We start from the raw sequence: 16735 nt of genomic DNA, 5'->3' as shown, positions 1-16735 counted from the left end.
TGCTACCAAAAGGGTGGGGAATTTATAAGCCCTTTTGGTGGGGAGTTTATTGTAGCTTTAACATCAACAATGAGTTTTTCAAGAGAACAGTCTATCTTTTTTCTTATGTTCTTTGGTCTTCTTGATAAGTCATTTAGTTCTCCATCCCTTGCCCTTCTCACTGTAGCCCTTGATATGCCAAGTATTCTTGCTGTTTTTGAGACATTGCCGTTGTTTTTCTCTAAAACCTTTCTGACCAAAATTCTTGCACTTGCAGGGTTTGATTTTCTCAAAGTGTGGTATATACTATCCATGATGCAGCCTCCATCCCTTTAGGAGTTTTATGGGTCTTCCTATTATATTCAAATCCAGTGATTTGAATATGCAAAAGAGGATGTGGGCTGCATCAGCCCTTGAGAAAGAGAAAGATTTAACGGGCAGAAAACCTACTTTCAGGTTTTCTGCCCCTACTATCTTTCTTATTCTCTTCACTTCCATGTTGGTGCCTCCACTCTCTTTTCTATCATTCTCATTCTCAGACATAGATATTACCTCTATTTGCTTTAGGTGGTAAGTATGTTTGGACCTATCTGGTATAATGCTAAGATTTTGGTTGACAAAAGCTTCATAATTTGTATAGTTATTCCTGCTTTGATGTTGAACGGGCCCATAGCTCAGTTGGCTAGAGCCACCGGCTCATAACCGGTTGGTCCCAGGTTCGAGTCCTGGTGGGCCCACCATTTTTTATTTTATTTAATGGAAGTAACAAGGCTAATTGACTACTTAGAAGCATATTTTCCTTTAAGCCTTCAGGAAGGCTGGGACAATTCCGGCCTTCAAATCTCCCCACAGGAAAGCTCCATAAAAGGTGTGTTGCTAAGTTTGGATGTAAATTCTCAGACTATTAATGAGGCCATTAAGCTTGGATGCAATCTTATCGTTTCTCATCACCCACTTTTGTTTTCTTCAACCAAAAAGATATTCAATGATTTCTATCCCTATAACGTTTTGTATAAAGCTATCCAGAAAGGGATAGGGGTTTATGCGTTTCACACAAATCTGGATATAGCAGAAGGTGGTTTAAATGATTATCTATGTAATTTACTTGAATTGAAGGATATTGAGATTATAGAAAATAAACGACCTTTGAGAATAGGAAGACTAAATAGAGGACTTGATTTTGAGGTTTTTGTTGATTATGTAAAAGAGAAACTCTCTTGCGATGCTATTAAATACATAAAGGCAAACGATAGGCTCATAAAGAGAGTTGCCGTATGTTCGGGTAGTTGTATGGAGCTTGTGTATGAAATCTTAGATTTGGATTTTGATGTGTTTTTAAGTGGAGACTTAAAGCATCATACAGCTATTTTTGCTAAAGAATCTGGCATAAACGTGGTTGATGCTACCCATTATCATACGGAAAAATTCTCAAAATTTATATTAAAAGACATAATAAAGAGGAAATTTAGAGAGTTAAGGGTTTTTGTATCAGAGAGTGATTATTTACCTTGGGATTATAGATAGGAGGTGGCGTTTTGAATGCAGATTTGAAAAAACTTTTGGAGATCCAGCAATACGACAAAGAAATAGCTGAGCTCGAACTTGAAGTTAAAAGAATGCAGGCCAAAGAAGATAAAATCATAGAGGTCGTGCAGATTAAAGAGAATCAGATTGAGGATGCTAAGGCTGAGTTGGATAAGTTAAATAAAGATTTGGAATTTGAAGAGAATCTTTTGAATGAGACTTCAGAAACGTTGAATAAGCTTGAACTGAAGCTTAACAGTGTTTCAACTGAAAAGCAAATGCAGGCTGTTAACACTGAGATAGATATGGCAAAAACAAACAAGATGATGCTTGAGAAGAAAATCGAATCTTTAAAAGAGGAAATACACTTAAAGGAAAAAGGGCTTGCGGAGTTAAACGATAGGTATGAACAACTTAAAAGAACCCTAAAAGAATCACAGGATAAATTTAACATAAGGAGAAAAGAGATAACAGATCAAATAGCCAAGATTAATACAATAAAAGAGGAGCTACTTCCAACTATCGACAAAAACGTGTTAAAAAAATATGAGAGAATCAACAGATGGGCAAAAGGCACAGCTATAGTTCCTGTTGTTAAAGAGGCTTGCTACGGGTGTTTTATGAAGTTAACACCGCAGGTTCTGACGCTGCTTGAGGATACAGATGATATAACCTATTGTCCAAATTGCGGCAGAATGCTCTATTTAGAGGAAGATTTCAGTCAAGATGAAGAGTCATGAATTTTTCGAAAAACTCCTTGAGAAAGGGTCTATAGAGTCAGTTAAGAAGGATAATCCATCCTTAGATGACTCCCAAATAAAAGTTTTTTTTGAGGAGGCAATAGAAAAGCTAAAAAACCATCAGGACATTTACGAGATGTTTGTTGATGGTGCCTCCTCTTCTAATCCTGGCAAGGCAGGTATAGGTGTTGTTATAAAGAAAAACGGTGTTGTTGTGGATAAGATATCAGAATTTATAGGCATTGCCACGAATAATGTAGCTGAATATTCGGCGCTTATAAGAGGCTTAAAAAGACTAAAAGAATTAGGCGTAAAAAAGGTTAATGTGTTTAGCGATTCTGAACTTGTAGTTAAACAGTTAAAAGGTATCTATAGAGTAAAAGATAAAAACCTCAAAACTTTATACAATGAGGTTTTAAGGCTATCCAATAAGTTTGAATATTTAAATATAGAGCATATTAAGAGAGATAAGAACTCAATGGCCGATACTCTTGCAAAAACAGCTATATCACGCAATTAATTTTGAGCAATCAAGTTAATAACAATTAAATTAATTAATAATCTATTGACAATTTATAATTTTTTTGCAATAACCCCTCATTCCGCACCTCTTTCTCCATTTATACCATAAAACCCCATATAATTACTACCCAATAGTTCCAATATCAGCCTATGCTTGTTTTCCAACCCAACAATCTGCTCTTGCCCATTAAGTAAGAGTAGATGTATAGCAAAGAAGTTCTCAAACACCCATCTTGCAGTGGGATTCTGAATGGGTTTGCCAAGTTGATTGGGAAAGGATTTGTTTTGATTTTTAAGCTTACTTCTTATTCTGTATTCCAAGGCAGAATAGACAAGCAAAGAGAGTGTCATTATCATAAGCATTGCTTCAATGCGTTTTGGGTTCTTTAGAAACATGGCATCGCTTAAAAACTCTGGTGATTTTAAGAACCTAAAGCCCCTTTCTATTCTCTGTTGAGATTTATACTCATCAAGCAGTTCCTTGGGGGACTTAAAATATTTTTGTGTCTCCCCCACAAACCTACTAAAATGGAGTGGGGTTTAATGAACTGTTCTAATGAACTCTGAAATTAGGCTAAGTATGGAGGAGCTTTAAGAGATGAACAGAAAGATGCTTAAGGAGATAATCTCAAACATGGATATGGATGTAGTAAAGGAGTTGGATGAATACGGAAAGAATAAACTGGCCACCCTAATGGAAGGACTACTTATTGAGATAATGGGTAAGGAAAGATACGAGTACTTACTTGAGAACCCAGAAGACAAAGGCAATGGAACCTACAAAAGGAGCCTAAACACAGGCCTTGGTAAACTGAATTTGGATGTCCCAAGAACAAGGAGCGGAAACTTCCGCTCTCATCTTCTCCCTCCCAAATATCAAAGGTATGATGAAAGCTTTGAGGATTTAATCTTCTCCTTCCTAATCAATGGAGACTCAAAACAGGAAATCGTGCACAAGATGAAATTGAGAGGACTGGATTTTAGTGAAAAAGCATACGATGAGATATTTGAATACATAAAGACACAGATGCTTGAATTTAAATCCAAAGAACTTCAGGAAAACTACTATTTTCTATACATAGACGCCTATCACTGTATGGTAAAGGATGAAAAGGATAAAAGGGTAAAGAGAGCTGTCGTTTACACTGTTGTAGGGATAGACACAAATGCTCAAAAAACACTCCTTGGATATTACTCATTCTTTGGTAGTGAGAACAGATCCACCTGGATGGAAGTATTCCAGGATTTAATCAACAGGGGAATGAAAAGGGTCTTAATGTTCATCTGTGATGATTTCAACGGAATCTCAGAGGCAATAAGAGCCTTCTTTCCTTACTCGGATATTCAGAAATGCACAGTTCATGCATCAAGAAACGTATACAAGCATATGAAAAAGGAGGATGCCTCATATGTGAACAAAAAGCTCAAGGAGATTAAATACTCCTGTGATACCTTTGAAAAAGGGATAGAGATTTTCAAAACAGAGATAATTGACAGATTCAAAGACCAATACAAGACCTACACCAAATATTTAGACTCAAGAAAAGAAGAACTCCTTGCCTTCTTAAAGTACCCTGAGGTAATAAGAAAGTACATCAATTCAACAAACACTGTTGAATCTGTACATTCATCCTTTGAAAAACAAAGGCTAAAGAAAGGAGGGTTCTTCCAGTCCATGGATATCCTAAATGTTGCCCTTTTCATTGCAACAGATAAATTACACAAAACCTGGAATGTTAATCCTCTGATTAAGGCTAAAAGATATGAACTGAATCAGATGTTTGTTGCTAAGTTTGGGAAGGGAGTTGAAGAGTGAGGAGGGATTTGGTATGATGAGAGAGACACAAAAATTAGGGGATGTCTCGTTCCTTGGCAGACAGTGTCATATCATTGGTTGCAAGGATAAAAAGGCCACTCTTTTGGTTCTGTTTTTGTTTTAGGTATTCTTCATTTGGCTTGGTCTCTATAATCCAGTAGTATTCATAGTGGTCTGGTTTAGCATTTGGTTTTGGTCGTCCTCTTGTTTTGTATTTGGGCTTTGATATGAGTTTAGCCTCTGATATCATTATGCATTCTAACTTCTTTGTTTTTTCTTCAAATGCTTTTCTTGCATCAGCTTCACAGAAAAATGCTCTCTTTTGTAATTTCTCAATGAGTTTTGTTTCCTGTTTTTCTTTTTCTTGATACTCTTTCTTTATCGTTTTGTCCCCTCTTGATTTAGCATAACTGCTTTTGTATAAAACCCACTGTTGTTTCATTCCTTCATAATCTACTGTGTACTGGATAGCCTGATAGTTCTCATCAAGCTGAATAAATTCCTCTTCATTGTGGTTTTTGAGTATCTCTTTTGCCTGTTTTAGTTTCGATGGAACCCTTGAGATGAAAAGCATGTTGTTTTTCTTAAACTCTTCCATTGTTTTAGAACTAAAGAGGGCTGCATCGGCTATCACCTTTGTCTTTGTATTATTAGCATTCTTTAAAGAGTTAATATGCTCCTTTACTATATTGGCAAATGCCTGTGTATCTATTTTATTACCATCTGCAGGCTTCATCCATATGGGAATGCCTGCTTTGTGTTCTACTATAAGATTTAAAACCACCTGATTGAGCTCTGGATGGTGGTCTCTGCTGTATCCCTGGGTGATAAAGACTGGGGTTGGCTCATACTCTTCTTCTTTTCCTCCTTTTCCCCATTTTCCTTCACTGTTATTTCCCTTTTCTTCTTTTCCATTTCTTTCTTTTACTTTTCCTTTTTCTTTTTCTTTTTCTTCTTTCGTCTTTTGGTTTGGATACTTACCGTCAAGATGAAAGCTTGTGCTGTCTAAGTGTATGGTAGAGGGTGTAAGGTTCAGTATTTTGAGTGCCCTGCTTGCTATCTTTTCATACAGTTCACTTACGCCGTATTCAAAGAGCTTATCTAATGTTCTACCAAGTGCATCATCGTTGAACCAAGGGAAGTCAACATCCCTTCCGAATAATCTCTTTAGTGGTTTGTCTTTGAAGAAGAGAGGAGTTAGGTAGAGTTGCTTGTTGACATAACCAAGACCGTTAAGGATCATTGCCTTTGTTGCTTCGCCATAGCTTAGGTTCTTTGATTTGCTTGATGATGGTATTTCATCATCTATGGTTTCTGCTATCTTTAGTTCGTCTATCATACCAGCTATTAGTCCTAAGTGATCCATGTTCTTGATAACTGCTTTTTGTTGTAACATTTAAATACCCCCTCTTTTTAGAGGGAGATGTAAGCATTTTCTGTTCCGTTTATTCTAAGACCCTTTTCATTCTTTTACTCTGTGCATTTGGGTTTGGTCAAATAAAATAGAGGTTTGGGTGCGGAAAGGGGGATAACCTTTTCTAAGAAAAAGTTTAGGAGGTGAAGTATGGGCAGACGGTTGGTTGTGTTTTTGAGTGTTTTGGCTTTTTTGGTAGTTAGTTTTGGTTTGCCACCTTCGGTATTTGCTAAAAAGTATAAGAACTACATTATAGCCACGGCAACACCTGGCGGCACCTATTATCCTGTGGGTGTGGCCATTGCTACATTGATCAATGTTAAGCTTGCAAAGAAGGGCATTACGGCAACGGCTATTACATCTGCAGGCAGCGGTGAGAATGTGCAGCTTCTTAAGAATAAGGAAGCAGACTTTGCGATCCTGCAGGGTTTGTTTGGCTCTATGGCTTACAACGGTAAGGGGCTTTATAGAAACAAACCTCAAAGGTTCTTCTATTCCGTCACAGCTCTATGGCCCAATGTTGAGCATTTCTCACTGCTTAAAAAGTATGTCAAAACCGGAAATATCATGGATCTTAAAGGATTGCACCAGAGGTTCTCTATCGGCAAGAGGGGTTCAGGTACAGAGGGCTCAGGAAGAACGATACTTGGGGCTTTGGGTATAGATGTGGGTAAGGATGTATACCCTGTTTATCTGGGGTATAATCCAAGTATAGATGCTATGATAAACGGAAGGATAGCAGGTGCAAACACGCCAGCTGGACCCCCGGTTGCAGCAATTACGAGGCTTTTTGCTAAGATGGGCTCCAAAAAGGTTGCCATACTGAATTTTACAGACGAGCAGCTTAAAAAGATAGATTCCACATACGATGTCTGGTACAGATATATTATAAAACCTGGAACATATCCAGGTCAGAAGAAGCCTATTTATACTATAGCTCAGCCCAACTTTTTAGCAGTCAGAAAAGGCGTTCCCCAGGAAGATGTATATCTGATAGTTAAAACCATCTATGAGAATTTGCCATTCTTGCACAACATACACAAGGCCACATATTATTTGGGTCTGGATAACGCTATTAATGGGCTACCCGTTCCTTTGGCACCAGGCGCTGCTAAGTATTACAAAGAGAAGGGTGTAAAGATTCCCGCTAAATTAATAGCAAAGTAAGATGGATCAGAAAAGTAAACAGGAAGAGCTTATAGAGGCTGAAGCTGGTTCATCCGTTCGCCTAAGAAACCCGGATAGTCTGGGTTTCTTAGGTCTCCTTGTTAAAATAGCAAGTGTATTTTTGGCGCTTTTTGCTCTTTGGTATAATAGTTTTGGTGTAATTTCGGAACTCCATCAAAACGCCATATTCTTTTCCATTATCGGTTTTATTGGCTTTATTTTGTATCCGCTTTCCAAAAAGAAGGCTAAACAAACACTAAAAATCGATGTGGTCTTAGCGTTTTTGGTGCTTATTAGTGGTCTTTATATCGTCTTCTTTGAGAATACAATACATGCAAGGAATGAGGTTTTAATTCTAAGGGATATAATCATTGGCAGTATAGCGATTATTCTATTGATTGAGTTATCAAGAAGAGCAGCAGGTCTTGTCATTCCGCTTCTTGCGATTTTGTTTTCTTCCTATGCCCTGTTTTTGGGCAAATACATGCCACCTGGTATGTTTAGCTTTAGAGGTATTTTCTATTCGACTTATGTGTATAGGATGTATTTTACAAACGACGGTATATTTGGCTATATTGCAACGATTGCCTCAACCTATGTCTATCTGTTTATCCTTTTTGCTGCCTTCTTTTTGAAAAGTGGAGCAGGTGATTTTATCATCGATATGGCCAAAGCTTTGCTTGGAAAAACTGTTGGTGGGCCTGCTAAGGTGGCCGTTTTAGCAAGTGGCCTTATGGGCTCCATTACTGGCAGTTCAGTGGCGAATGTAGTTGGAACAGGCTCCATTACTATACCTTTAATGAAGCGTATTGGCTTTGCACCTGAGTTTGCAGGTGGTGTTGAAACAGCGGCTTCGGTCGGAGGTCAGATGATGCCTCCGATTATGGGTGCAGGTGCATTTATCATGGCTCAATGGACACAAATCCCATACACTACCATTATAGGTAAGGCCTTCATACCCGCTGTTATGTATTATTTAGGAGTTCTTTTGAATGTTCATATCAGGGCTGTAAAAAGCAACCTGAAACCGTTAGATGATACAGAGATTCCATCCGTTAAAGAAGTATTTAAAAAGGGTTGGCATTTCTTAATTCCCCTTGTTGTGCTTGTGTATTTACTTGTTAGTGGCTATACACCTACCTATGCTGCAATAATAAGCATCGTTGCAGTGGTTGTCTCCAGTTGGATTAGAAAAAACTCAAGAATGGGTCCAAAGGAGATCATAGACGCAATGATACTGGGCACAAGGAATATGGTTGGAACGGGTATTCTGCTTTTGGTGGCTGGAATAATTGTGGGTATAATAACACTTACAGGTTTGGGTATATCACTGTCTATCATAGTAACCTCGATAACATCGAACAGCATCTTTTTACTCTATCTCTTTACAGCGTTGGCTGCGCTATTTTTAGGTATGGGTCTGCCTGTTACGGCATCATACATAGTGCTTGCCATACTGATTGCGCCTGCATTTAAGATGTTGGGTGTGGGTATTTTGGCTGCCAATATGGTTGTGTTCTGGCTTGCAGAAACAGCCAATGTTACACCACCTATTGCTTTGGCTGCTTTCGCTGCAAGCGGTATAGCAGGCTCAAAGCCGGTACCTACGGCAATTGAAGGATTCAAGCTTGCAAAGGGGTTATTGCTTATACCAATCCTGTTTTTATACACAAACCTCCTTGCAGGCTTGAATGGCAATGTTATAGTGCCTGCTGTAAGTGGTTTATTTGGTCTGTTTGGATTTACAGTGTTTTTGGAGGGTTATTGGGGTAAGCATCTCAACATTTTTGAGAGGCTTCTGTTTTTGATTTTTGGTTTGCTTGCTTACTATCCTTCAATAGAAACAGATGCTGTGGGTGTCTTAGGGGAGATTTTACTGTTTGGCTATTACTATCTAAAGGGCAAAAAGGCCAAAGCTTAAGCTATTTTTCCTCTCTAAAGTAGGGAATACCCAGCTCTTTTGGCGGTCTGATATGTTTTGTTTTTACTATGATGCTGCTTATTACGATCACTATGAATGTCACAAGATAGGGCATCATGTTTAAGATGGCAGATGGGATGGAGGTTCCACTTGCCTGAAGTTGAAACTGCAATGCGTTTATGCTGCCAAAAAGGTAAGCCCCAAATATGGCCTTTATGGGGTCCCACATGGCAAAGATAACCAATGCCACGGCTATCCAACCCCTGCCTGCTGTAATACCATCAAGCCAGAACGGGGCATAGGCCACAGTAAGGTAAGCCCCACCAGCACCGGCCATCAACCCACCAAAGAATGTCCAGAAGTATCTTGTCTTTGATACGCTTATGCCCATCGAGTTTGCAGCCTTTGCATTCTCGCCCACAGCCCTTAGGTTTAAGCCTATAGTGGTTTTATATAGTATTATCCATAAAATTATTGTTAGCAGATACGATAGATACACGATTAGGTCTTGATTGAATAACACTGGACCTATAAGTGGTATTTTACTCAAAACAGGTAAGGCCAAACCCTTTAATGGGTTGGAAAGGTTCATGTTTATCCAGCTTTGACCATAAAAGGTTGTAAATCCAGCACCAAATATAGTTAAGGCCAAACCGCTGACTATTTGGTTGCCCTTAAGCGTTATACAGACAAATGCATGAATGAGAGAGGCTATACCGCCTGCTGCCATTCCGGCTATTATACCGTAATAGGGATTGTTCGTCAGTTTTGCTACTATAAAGCCAAAGAAAGCCCCGATCAGCATCATACCTTCAACGCCCAAGTTTAAAATACCCGCCCTTTCTGAAAAAATTTCACCGATGGTTGGAAGAAGCAATATGGTTCCAGCTTTAATGGCATTTGAAAGCAGGGGTGTTACTATGTCATGACTCATGTTTTTTCCACCTGATCTTGTAATTTAGAAAGATCTGTGCACCTACTAAACTAAACAATACTATACTCTCTATTAACCCAACTATACCGTATGATACGCGCATAGATATCTGAATGGAGTATCCACCCGATGAGAGGCCTCCAAATAAGATAGAGGCCAGTAGAGTTAAGAATGGGTCTAAGTATGATATCCATGCAACAATTATAGATGCGTATCCGTAGTCTGCGTTTATTTTAACCTGTAGAAAATGTATAATGCCGGAAACCTGACTCATTCCAGCAAGTCCAGCCAGAGCTCCGCTTATTGCCATTGCTATGATTATATTTTTGTTTACATTAATACCAGCATACTTTGCAGCGGTTGGGTTGTCCCCAATAACTCTAACCTCATATCCAAACCTTGTTTTTTTAAGCAGAAACCAAACAATTAAAATCGTTAATAGGGCAAATATAAAGGCTATAGTAAGTCTATATCCGCCGAATAGTATGGGAAGTTGGGCTGAGTCTGGGAATGTTTTTGAGAGAGGAAAACCGTAGCTTGTTGGATTTTTCCAGGGGCCATACATTAAAAACTTCAATATATACAGAGATACATAGTTTAGGAGTAGAGTTGTTATTACTTCGTTCACCTCCCAGAATATCTTAAGTAATGTCGGAATCAGTGCCCAAACTGCTCCGCCAATCAAGCTTGCTGCTATCATTATAGAGAGCATTAAAGGCTTTGGGATAGACGGGTCTAGGAATATGGCAAAGTATGAGCTGAATATGGCACCCATGATATATTGACCAAAGGCTCCTATGTTCCACACACTCATCTTGAAGACTATAATCAGACCTGCAGAGATGAGTATTAACGGCGTTGCAGCAACCAATGTTTCAGAAAAGGCATACCAGCTCCCAAAGGCATTTAAGAATAGTTCTTTATAGACCAGCAGCGGATTGGTGCCCGTTATTAGTATTGCTACACTTCCCACAATAAAGCCAATCAGAAGCGATATTAAAGGAATAGCTATTTTTAGTTTTAAAGAGATCTGTTTTCTTTTTTCAAAGTAAAACATTAAGCTCTTTCTCCAGCCATTAAAAGACCCAATTGATTCTTTGATGTATTTGAGGCATCAACAACCCCCATTATCCGACCGTTGAACATAACTGCTATTCTATCAGAAAGACTCAAAAGCTCATCTAAATCCTCGCTTACCAGGATGATCGTCTTGCCTTTGTTTGCGATCTCTGAAAGCTTGGATCTGAAGAATTGGGTCGATGCGATATCCAAACCCCTTGTAGGATATGAAGCTATTAACAATTTGGGGTTTTCCAAGATCTCCCTAGCCAAGATGAGCTTCTGCATATTGCCGCCAGATAGAAGCTTAATGGGCGAGAATGGGTTATCTAATTTTATTTTGTATGCCTTTGCTATCATTCGTGTGTATGCTAAGGCTTTGGTGTAGTTCATTATACCACCTTTTGAGAAGGGAAATCGCCTATATCTTCTTAGGATTGTGTTGTCTATCGCAGAGAGGTTTGGGGCAACTCCCATGGCAAGTCTATCTGCCGGTATGTAGTTTATGCCTTTTTTCATAATGTAATAAGGTTTTTTTCCATCTATCTCCTCACCGTTAAATATTATTTTGCCTTCTATAGGTTTTCTTAGGCCTGCTATGGTTTGAACTAACTCCTTTTGACCATTGCCTGAAACGCCCGCAATGCCCAATATCTCTCCTTTGTATACATCTAAATCTATGCCGTTTAAGGCCTTTGTGCCTTTATCGGATAGAACCTCAAGGTTTCTTATACTTAGTATTACCTCGTTTGTTTTGCTGTTTCTTTTGAATATTTCACATATCTGGTTTTTGTCTATCATGAGATTGGCCAACTCTTCTTTCGATGTTTCGTGTTTGTCTATGGTTTTTATAAGCCTTCCCCTTCTTAGAATTGAGATTCTATCCGATACCTGCATTACTTCTTCGAGTTTGTGTGTTATGAAGATAATGGATTTGCCGCCTGATTTCATTTTCTTTAGGATTTTAAATAGGTTTTGGCTCTCCTGCGGTGTCAAAACAGCGGTTGGCTCATCCAATATCAGTATATTTGCACCTCTAAAAAGCACCTTTATTATCTCAACTTTTTGCTGCTCACCAACCCCTATCTGCCAAATTTTGGCTTGTGGGTTTACGCTCAATCCGTATAACTCTTCAAGCTCCGATAGTTTTTTAAGCACCGCCTTTTTGTTTATTATGATGCCGTATTCTTTTAGACCTAAAATGATATTCTCAAGAACTGTAAGTGTTTCTACAAGCATGAAGTGCTGATGTATCATGCCTATACCCAGCTTAATTGCATCGAGAGGCGATTTTATCAAAACCCTTTTGCCGTTTATGTAGATATTACCACTTGTTGGAAGATAGATGCCGTATAGCATATTCATCAGGGTGGTTTTGCCTGCGCCGTTTTCACCCAAAAGCGAGTGAACCTCTCCTTTTCTTAGCTCGAAGTTTATATCTTTATTTGCTATAGTTTCTGGGAATTCTTTGGTTAGGTTTTCTGTCTTTAGTACTGTTTCCATAAATTAAAAAGGGATTGGACTCGAAATGAGCCCAATCCTTGCTTTGATTTTATTATTAATGGGGAATACTTCCAATAACGCCTTTTACAAACCATTGAAGAGATAATTTATCCTTATCTGGTAACTCTTGACCCTCTTTAACCATAAGTTTTCCTTGTTGGTTATAAATTGGACCTGAAAATACCTTGAATTTACCTTCTTTTATTTGTTCAGCTCTCTTTAGAACATATTTTTTTACCTTCTCTGGAACATCATCACCAAATTTACCCAGTTTTACTATACCCGTTTCAAGACCTCCCCAATATTGATTTGATTTCCATGTGCCATTTTTAATCTCTTTTAGTACCTTAACATAGAAAACACCCCAGTTCCATGCTCTTGAGGTTAATATGGTTTTTGGGAATTTGTCATGTATATCTCTATCGTAGGCTATTGCGTGTATGCCAGCTGCTTTTGCTGCCTCAATAGATGCTGGAGAGTCACAGCCACTGACGATTATATCGGCCTTGTTTGCTATAAATGTTTCAGCAGCACTTCTTTCTTTTACTGGGTTAAACCAGGAATTTGTCCAGATTACATGAACTTCTGCTTTTGGATTAACCTCTCTTACACCAATAGTGAATGAGTCTATCTCTCTGACAACCTCAGGAATAGGGAAGGGTGCAACAAAGCCTATGTAATTTGTCTTTGTCATCATACCAGCAACAAGGCCAGCCAGATAATCAACCTGATACATTCTTCCGAAGTATGTTCCCATGTTTTTTCTTGTTTTGTAACCAGAGCAGTGCTCAAATATCACATCTGGATAATCCTTTGCAACATTATACATGGAGTCCATAAAACCAAAGCTCGTTCCGAAGATTACCTTATAGCCCTTGTGAATGTAATCCCTTATGATCTTCTCACATGCTGCACCCTCCGGGACGCTCTCGCTGTACGATGTGATTACATAAGGCAGATGCTTCTGGAGATACATCCTGCCTTCATCGTGTGCCTGACTCCAGCCACCATCGTTGTGCGGGCCTACATAGAGAAAAGCTGCCTTGATTTTATCCTGCTTTGCCTGAGAGCTAAGACCAAAACCAAGAACACTTAGGATTAAAACCAAAAAAACCAATAACCTTCTCATAAACCAACCTCCCCTAATGTTTGAGTGATTTTTATCAAGATAAAGCTTGAGGGTCAACAAAATTTTTATATTTGAATTCAAAACAAAAAAGGGCGGTCTCTGCCGCCCTGAGAAATTAAACTTTGAATTTGTTGATGAGATTGTCCACATTTATAGCTATTTGATTTAGTTGTTCTGAGGCTTTTGATACTTCTTCAACCACATGGATGTTTTCTTTGGCTGCTTCGGCTATATCCTTTATCTGCATATCCATCTCTGAGAATGTGCTGGAGAGCTCCTCTGTTGCGGCGCTTGTTGAGTTTATCTCCTCTATAACCCTGTTTGTTTTTTCGACAACCTCTTCAACATCCTGTTTATCCTCTTGCGCTTTCTTTTCCTCTTCGAGGATCATCTCATTTGCCTGGCGCGTTTTTTCAACAGCTGCATTGGTGTCGTTTTGTATCTTGTCTATCATGTTCCTTATTTCTTCGGTTGCCCTTTGTGTTCTTTCGGCTAACTTCCTAACCTCATCAGCAACAACAGCAAAACCACGACCAGCCTCGCCAGCTCTTGCTGCCTCAATAGCAGCATTTAAGGCAAGCAGGTTTGTTTGGTCTGCTATCTCGTTAATCACAGCTATGATTTGGCCGATCTCTTTTGAAGACTCACCAACGGTGTTGATCTGCTCCATCGCCTCTTTTGCCAGCAGGGCGTTTTTTCTCATCCTGTCAACCCTATCCTGGATGTTCTCGATCATCTTCGCATTGACCTCGCCAACCTCGGTTGCAAGGCTATTTATGTTTTCTGTTGCTTGGGCTATGCCGTTTACCGCTTCTGTTGTATCGTTCATGGCTGTTGCGATCTCCTCTGTATTCCTCGATGTTTCTTCTATCAGGGTTGACATGTTGTTAGCAGATGCCTGCAGTTGGCTTGAGTGGGTTCCAAGCTGACCCACGCTGGACTTTATATCCCTTATCATCATCTGCGTTTTTTCTACAAACTTGTTGAACCACTCGCCCAGCTCTCCAAGTTCGTCATGGGATTCGACATTGATTCTTTGCGTTAGGTCTCCCTGTCCACTTGCAAGTTCTTTTGCCTGTTCTGTTAATTTCCTTATGTTTGCAAGGACATACTTAAAGATTGCAAATACAAGCATTGCTATAGCCATAATACCCAAGCCCAGTGTTATTAGATATACTGTCAAACCATACAAAGCAGAGGATATCCTATGCTTTAGGTCTTTTACGATCGTCTTTTCCATGAAGTCCTCAATGTTTTTTAATATGTTTATCTTCTTTGTTATGGTTTTAAACCAGTATTCAGGGTCAATACCAAAATTACCTTTACCAAAGTGGCTTATGGCAATCTGCCTCATCTTATTGACATCTTCGATGCTGGATCCATTGAAATGGGTTTTGTAATAGCTTAGGAATTTGTCGTTTGCCGATATCTCGAATGAGTGCATATATGCGTTCTGCTCAGCTATAAGTGTTATAAACTTTTCATACATGCCAGGACCAAAGTGGTTCTGTGCAAATGTGTTCGATAAAACGGCTCTTTCTATACCAGCTCTCTCTTTTGATAGAAGAAAATTTGTGTATGCGTTTAGCTCTTTGGATATGAAGGGGTCTTTGGTTGCAAATCCTATAGCACCAACGGCGTTTAATAGGTTAGCATTGATCTGCGTGTAATATGCAACCTCCTGCTTTACGCCTATGGAGAGACTATCCACCCTTCTTCTCATTGAGGATAAGCCGTTTAGCTCGCTCATCGCGGCCTTGAAGTATTTAGCAAAGCGGGGGTTTTTGTCTATGTTTACATGTTTTGCCATGCTAAGCAGGTCTTTTAGCTTTTGGTTTGTTTGTATGCGTTGGTTAGATAATATCTCCCTGAACTTGTTGCCCTTTGCACCAATAAATCCTGCGCTTGCCCCCCTCTCCTTTTGTAATTCGTGAACCAAACTGCCGATCTTTACCGATAGTTTCACCAATGATGCTGACTTTGAAAGATTGGAATATGCCTTAAACTTTAACACCACAGAAGAACCGGCAAAAAACAGCAAAGCCAAAGATGTTATCACGATGACTATGGAGAGTTTAGTTTTAAGTGTGGTATTTTTCATGTCTACCTCCCAGACTTAAATATTTTTTCAATAATAATCCTTTTTTATGAAAGTCAAGTATCCTTTTTTGTATGGCTGTGTGTATCACCAGGTCTGTTGTATGGCAAAGGTATGTAATTAACAGATTGTGTGGCTGTTGGCTGTGGATACAATTCCATCAAGGCATAGACCTCTTTTGGAACATCGGTTGAGATCTTTAATCCCAACTTCTTTGCCTGCTCGACGGTTATGGGGTAATCGTGCGTCCATTTACCGCTTGATAGCTCACTTGCTATTCTGTTGGCTGATTCTTCATTATATCCCTTTTTCAATAGCAACGACTTGACTGTGTTATGCATTTGATTTAGTGCTTTCTGGCTTATGTCTATTTTTACAAGCGTTTCATCACTTATATCTTTTGCATCTTTGAGTTCTTTTATTTTTACTATACTTGCTGCAGGTTCATTGCCAAGTTGTGGGTCTACAGGTCCCAGCACGGCATAATTATCCATTATTATTTCATCCGCGGCCAGTGCTATTAATGTTCCACCAGACATGGCGTAATGTGGAATAATGACCTTGACTTTAGCTTTTCTGTCCGCCAAAGCATGTGCAATCTGAGTGGCAGCTAATGCAACACCGCCGGGTGTGTGTATGATCATATCTATAGGCATATCCTCAGGTGTCATTCTGATAGCCCTCAGGATAGCTTCTGAATCTTCAATATCCAAAAACTTCATGGAAAAAAAACCAAAGAGCGATTTTGTTTCCTGTCTGTGAATTAGAGTTATAACGCGTGATGTATTTTTCTTTTCCAGATCCCTGATGAGTTTTATTCTGTTACCCTCCAACGATTGGGATTTGAAATATGGATAGAAGAGCATAATAAAGAATACTATCCAAAATAGTTGGCCTATAAGTGTGTCAATCAAATGCATGGATAAAAC

13 protein-coding genes, 1 tRNA gene and 3 pseudogenes are annotated in these 16735 nt (G+C 39.1%); 7 read left to right on the top strand and 10 right to left on the bottom strand.

Annotated elements, in window-relative coordinates:
- Positions 1 to 62 precede the first annotated feature (62 nt).
- Together HIPMA_RS06460 and HIPMA_RS06455 are read right to left on the bottom strand one after the other, a co-directional pair.
- Positions 63 to 293: pseudogene (locus HIPMA_RS06460) on the bottom strand (helix-turn-helix domain-containing protein); the annotation flags it as partial.
- Positions 286 to 522 carry a hypothetical protein gene (locus tag HIPMA_RS06455; protein WP_013681235.1) on the bottom strand — a complete coding sequence of 79 codons (237 nt, stop codon included), beginning with the start codon at positions 520 to 522 and terminating at the stop codon, positions 286 to 288. The gene HIPMA_RS06455 and the pseudogene HIPMA_RS06460, both read right to left, overlap by 8 nt.
- Before the next feature lie 120 nt (positions 523 to 642).
- On the opposite strand from HIPMA_RS06455, the gene HIPMA_RS06450 reads away from it, so the two are divergent.
- The 4 genes from HIPMA_RS06450 to HIPMA_RS06435 all read left to right on the top strand — a co-directional run bounded on the left by HIPMA_RS06450 (position 643) and on the right by HIPMA_RS06435 (position 2763).
- Positions 643 to 719, top strand: a tRNA-Ile gene (locus HIPMA_RS06450).
- A gap of 16 nt (positions 720 to 735) precedes the next feature.
- Positions 736 to 1503, top strand: a complete 768-nt coding sequence (locus HIPMA_RS09425; protein WP_013682244.1) for a Nif3-like dinuclear metal center hexameric protein — start codon at positions 736 to 738, stop codon at positions 1501 to 1503.
- Positions 1504 to 1514: 11 nt separating this feature from the next.
- The gene (locus HIPMA_RS06440) at positions 1515 to 2243 is read left to right on the top strand and encodes a zinc ribbon domain-containing protein (RefSeq protein WP_013682243.1); all 729 of its coding nucleotides are present in this window, start codon (positions 1515 to 1517) and stop codon (positions 2241 to 2243) included.
- Positions 2230 to 2763, top strand: a complete 534-nt coding sequence (locus HIPMA_RS06435; protein WP_013682242.1) for a ribonuclease HI family protein — start codon at positions 2230 to 2232, stop codon at positions 2761 to 2763. Before HIPMA_RS06440 ends, HIPMA_RS06435 begins: the two co-directional genes overlap by 14 nt.
- A 77-nt stretch (positions 2764 to 2840) precedes the next feature.
- Here the strand turns inward: HIPMA_RS06435 and HIPMA_RS06430 are convergent.
- Positions 2841 to 3254: pseudogene (locus tag HIPMA_RS06430) on the bottom strand (IS1634 family transposase); the annotation flags it as partial.
- 109 nt (positions 3255 to 3363) lie between these two features.
- On the opposite strand from HIPMA_RS06430, the gene HIPMA_RS06425 reads away from it, so the two are divergent.
- Positions 3364 to 4581 (top strand): IS256 family transposase, encoded by a 1218-nt coding sequence (locus tag HIPMA_RS06425; RefSeq protein ID WP_013681092.1) that lies wholly within the window; start codon positions 3364 to 3366, stop codon positions 4579 to 4581.
- A gap of 49 nt (positions 4582 to 4630) precedes the next feature.
- Here the strand turns inward: HIPMA_RS06425 and HIPMA_RS09420 are convergent.
- Positions 4631 to 5977: pseudogene (locus HIPMA_RS09420) on the bottom strand (IS1634 family transposase); the annotation flags it as partial.
- Positions 5978 to 6145: 168 nt separating this feature from the next.
- Between HIPMA_RS09420 and HIPMA_RS06415 the strand changes: the two are divergent.
- Both HIPMA_RS06415 and HIPMA_RS06410 read left to right on the top strand, forming a co-directional pair.
- Complete coding sequence (locus tag HIPMA_RS06415; protein ID WP_013682241.1) at positions 6146 to 7162, top strand: TAXI family TRAP transporter solute-binding subunit; 1017 nt, start codon at positions 6146 to 6148, stop codon at positions 7160 to 7162.
- Between the two features lies 1 nt (position 7163).
- Positions 7164 to 9083, top strand: coding sequence for a TRAP transporter permease (locus tag HIPMA_RS06410; RefSeq protein ID WP_013682240.1), 1920 nt, complete (start codon positions 7164 to 7166; stop codon positions 9081 to 9083).
- Position 9084: 1 nt separating this feature from the next.
- On the opposite strand, the gene HIPMA_RS06405 is transcribed toward HIPMA_RS06410, so the two are convergent.
- From HIPMA_RS06405 to HIPMA_RS06380, 6 genes are all read right to left on the bottom strand, one after another.
- The gene (locus tag HIPMA_RS06405; protein WP_013682239.1) at positions 9085 to 10017 is read right to left on the bottom strand and encodes an ABC transporter permease; all 933 of its coding nucleotides are present in this window, start codon (positions 10015 to 10017) and stop codon (positions 9085 to 9087) included.
- Positions 10007 to 11074 carry an ABC transporter permease gene (locus HIPMA_RS06400; RefSeq protein ID WP_013682238.1) on the bottom strand — a complete coding sequence of 356 codons (1068 nt, stop codon included), beginning with the start codon at positions 11072 to 11074 and terminating at the stop codon, positions 10007 to 10009. Before HIPMA_RS06400 ends, HIPMA_RS06405 begins: the two co-directional genes overlap by 11 nt.
- A complete protein-coding gene (locus HIPMA_RS06395) occupies positions 11074 to 12579 on the bottom strand; it encodes an ABC transporter ATP-binding protein (protein WP_013682237.1) in 1506 nt (501 codons plus the stop codon). The genes HIPMA_RS06400 and HIPMA_RS06395 overlap by 1 nt, the downstream gene beginning before the upstream one ends.
- Positions 12580 to 12634: 55 nt before the next feature.
- Complete coding sequence (locus tag HIPMA_RS06390) at positions 12635 to 13708, bottom strand: BMP family ABC transporter substrate-binding protein (protein ID WP_013682236.1); 1074 nt, start codon at positions 13706 to 13708, stop codon at positions 12635 to 12637.
- A gap of 115 nt (positions 13709 to 13823) precedes the next feature.
- A complete protein-coding gene (locus HIPMA_RS06385) occupies positions 13824 to 15809 on the bottom strand; it encodes a methyl-accepting chemotaxis protein (protein ID WP_013682235.1) in 1986 nt (661 codons plus the stop codon).
- Between the two features lie 53 nt (positions 15810 to 15862).
- Positions 15863 to 16726 (bottom strand): SDH family Clp fold serine proteinase, encoded by an 864-nt coding sequence (locus HIPMA_RS06380; RefSeq protein ID WP_013682234.1) that lies wholly within the window; start codon positions 16724 to 16726, stop codon positions 15863 to 15865.
- Between the last annotated feature and the right edge of the window lie 9 nt (positions 16727 to 16735).

It is taken from the genome of Hippea maritima DSM 10411 (genome assembly GCF_000194135.1).
GTDB classification, from domain to species: domain Bacteria; phylum Campylobacterota_A; class Desulfurellia; order Desulfurellales; family Hippeaceae; genus Hippea; species Hippea maritima.
Note: the sequence above shows the minus strand (reverse complement) of the source record. Positions and strands in the feature narration are given on the sequence as shown.

What these genes read in the sequence shown, in the direction of transcription:
- HIPMA_RS06455 (WP_013681235.1), bottom strand. Translation starts at nt 522, where the DNA reads ATGTCTGAGAATGAGAATGATAGAAAAGAGAGTGGAGGCACCAACATG.
- HIPMA_RS09425 (WP_013682244.1), top strand. Translation starts at nt 736, where the DNA reads ATGGAAGTAACAAGGCTAATTGACTACTTAGAAGCATATTTTCCTTTA.
- HIPMA_RS06435 (WP_013682242.1), top strand. Translation starts at nt 2,230, where the DNA reads ATGAAGAGTCATGAATTTTTCGAAAAACTCCTTGAGAAAGGGTCTATA.
- HIPMA_RS06425 (WP_013681092.1), top strand. Translation starts at nt 3,364, where the DNA reads ATGAACAGAAAGATGCTTAAGGAGATAATCTCAAACATGGATATGGAT.
- HIPMA_RS06415 (WP_013682241.1), top strand. Translation starts at nt 6,146, where the DNA reads ATGGGCAGACGGTTGGTTGTGTTTTTGAGTGTTTTGGCTTTTTTGGTA.
- HIPMA_RS06410 (WP_013682240.1), top strand. Translation starts at nt 7,164, where the DNA reads ATGGATCAGAAAAGTAAACAGGAAGAGCTTATAGAGGCTGAAGCTGGT.
- HIPMA_RS06405 (WP_013682239.1), bottom strand. Translation starts at nt 10,017, where the DNA reads ATGAGTCATGACATAGTAACACCCCTGCTTTCAAATGCCATTAAAGCT.
- HIPMA_RS06400 (WP_013682238.1), bottom strand. Translation starts at nt 11,074, where the DNA reads ATGTTTTACTTTGAAAAAAGAAAACAGATCTCTTTAAAACTAAAAATA.
- HIPMA_RS06395 (WP_013682237.1), bottom strand. Translation starts at nt 12,579, where the DNA reads ATGGAAACAGTACTAAAGACAGAAAACCTAACCAAAGAATTCCCAGAA.
- HIPMA_RS06390 (WP_013682236.1), bottom strand. Translation starts at nt 13,708, where the DNA reads ATGAGAAGGTTATTGGTTTTTTTGGTTTTAATCCTAAGTGTTCTTGGT.
- HIPMA_RS06385 (WP_013682235.1), bottom strand. Translation starts at nt 15,809, where the DNA reads ATGAAAAATACCACACTTAAAACTAAACTCTCCATAGTCATCGTGATA.
- HIPMA_RS06380 (WP_013682234.1), bottom strand. Translation starts at nt 16,726, where the DNA reads ATGCATTTGATTGACACACTTATAGGCCAACTATTTTGGATAGTATTC.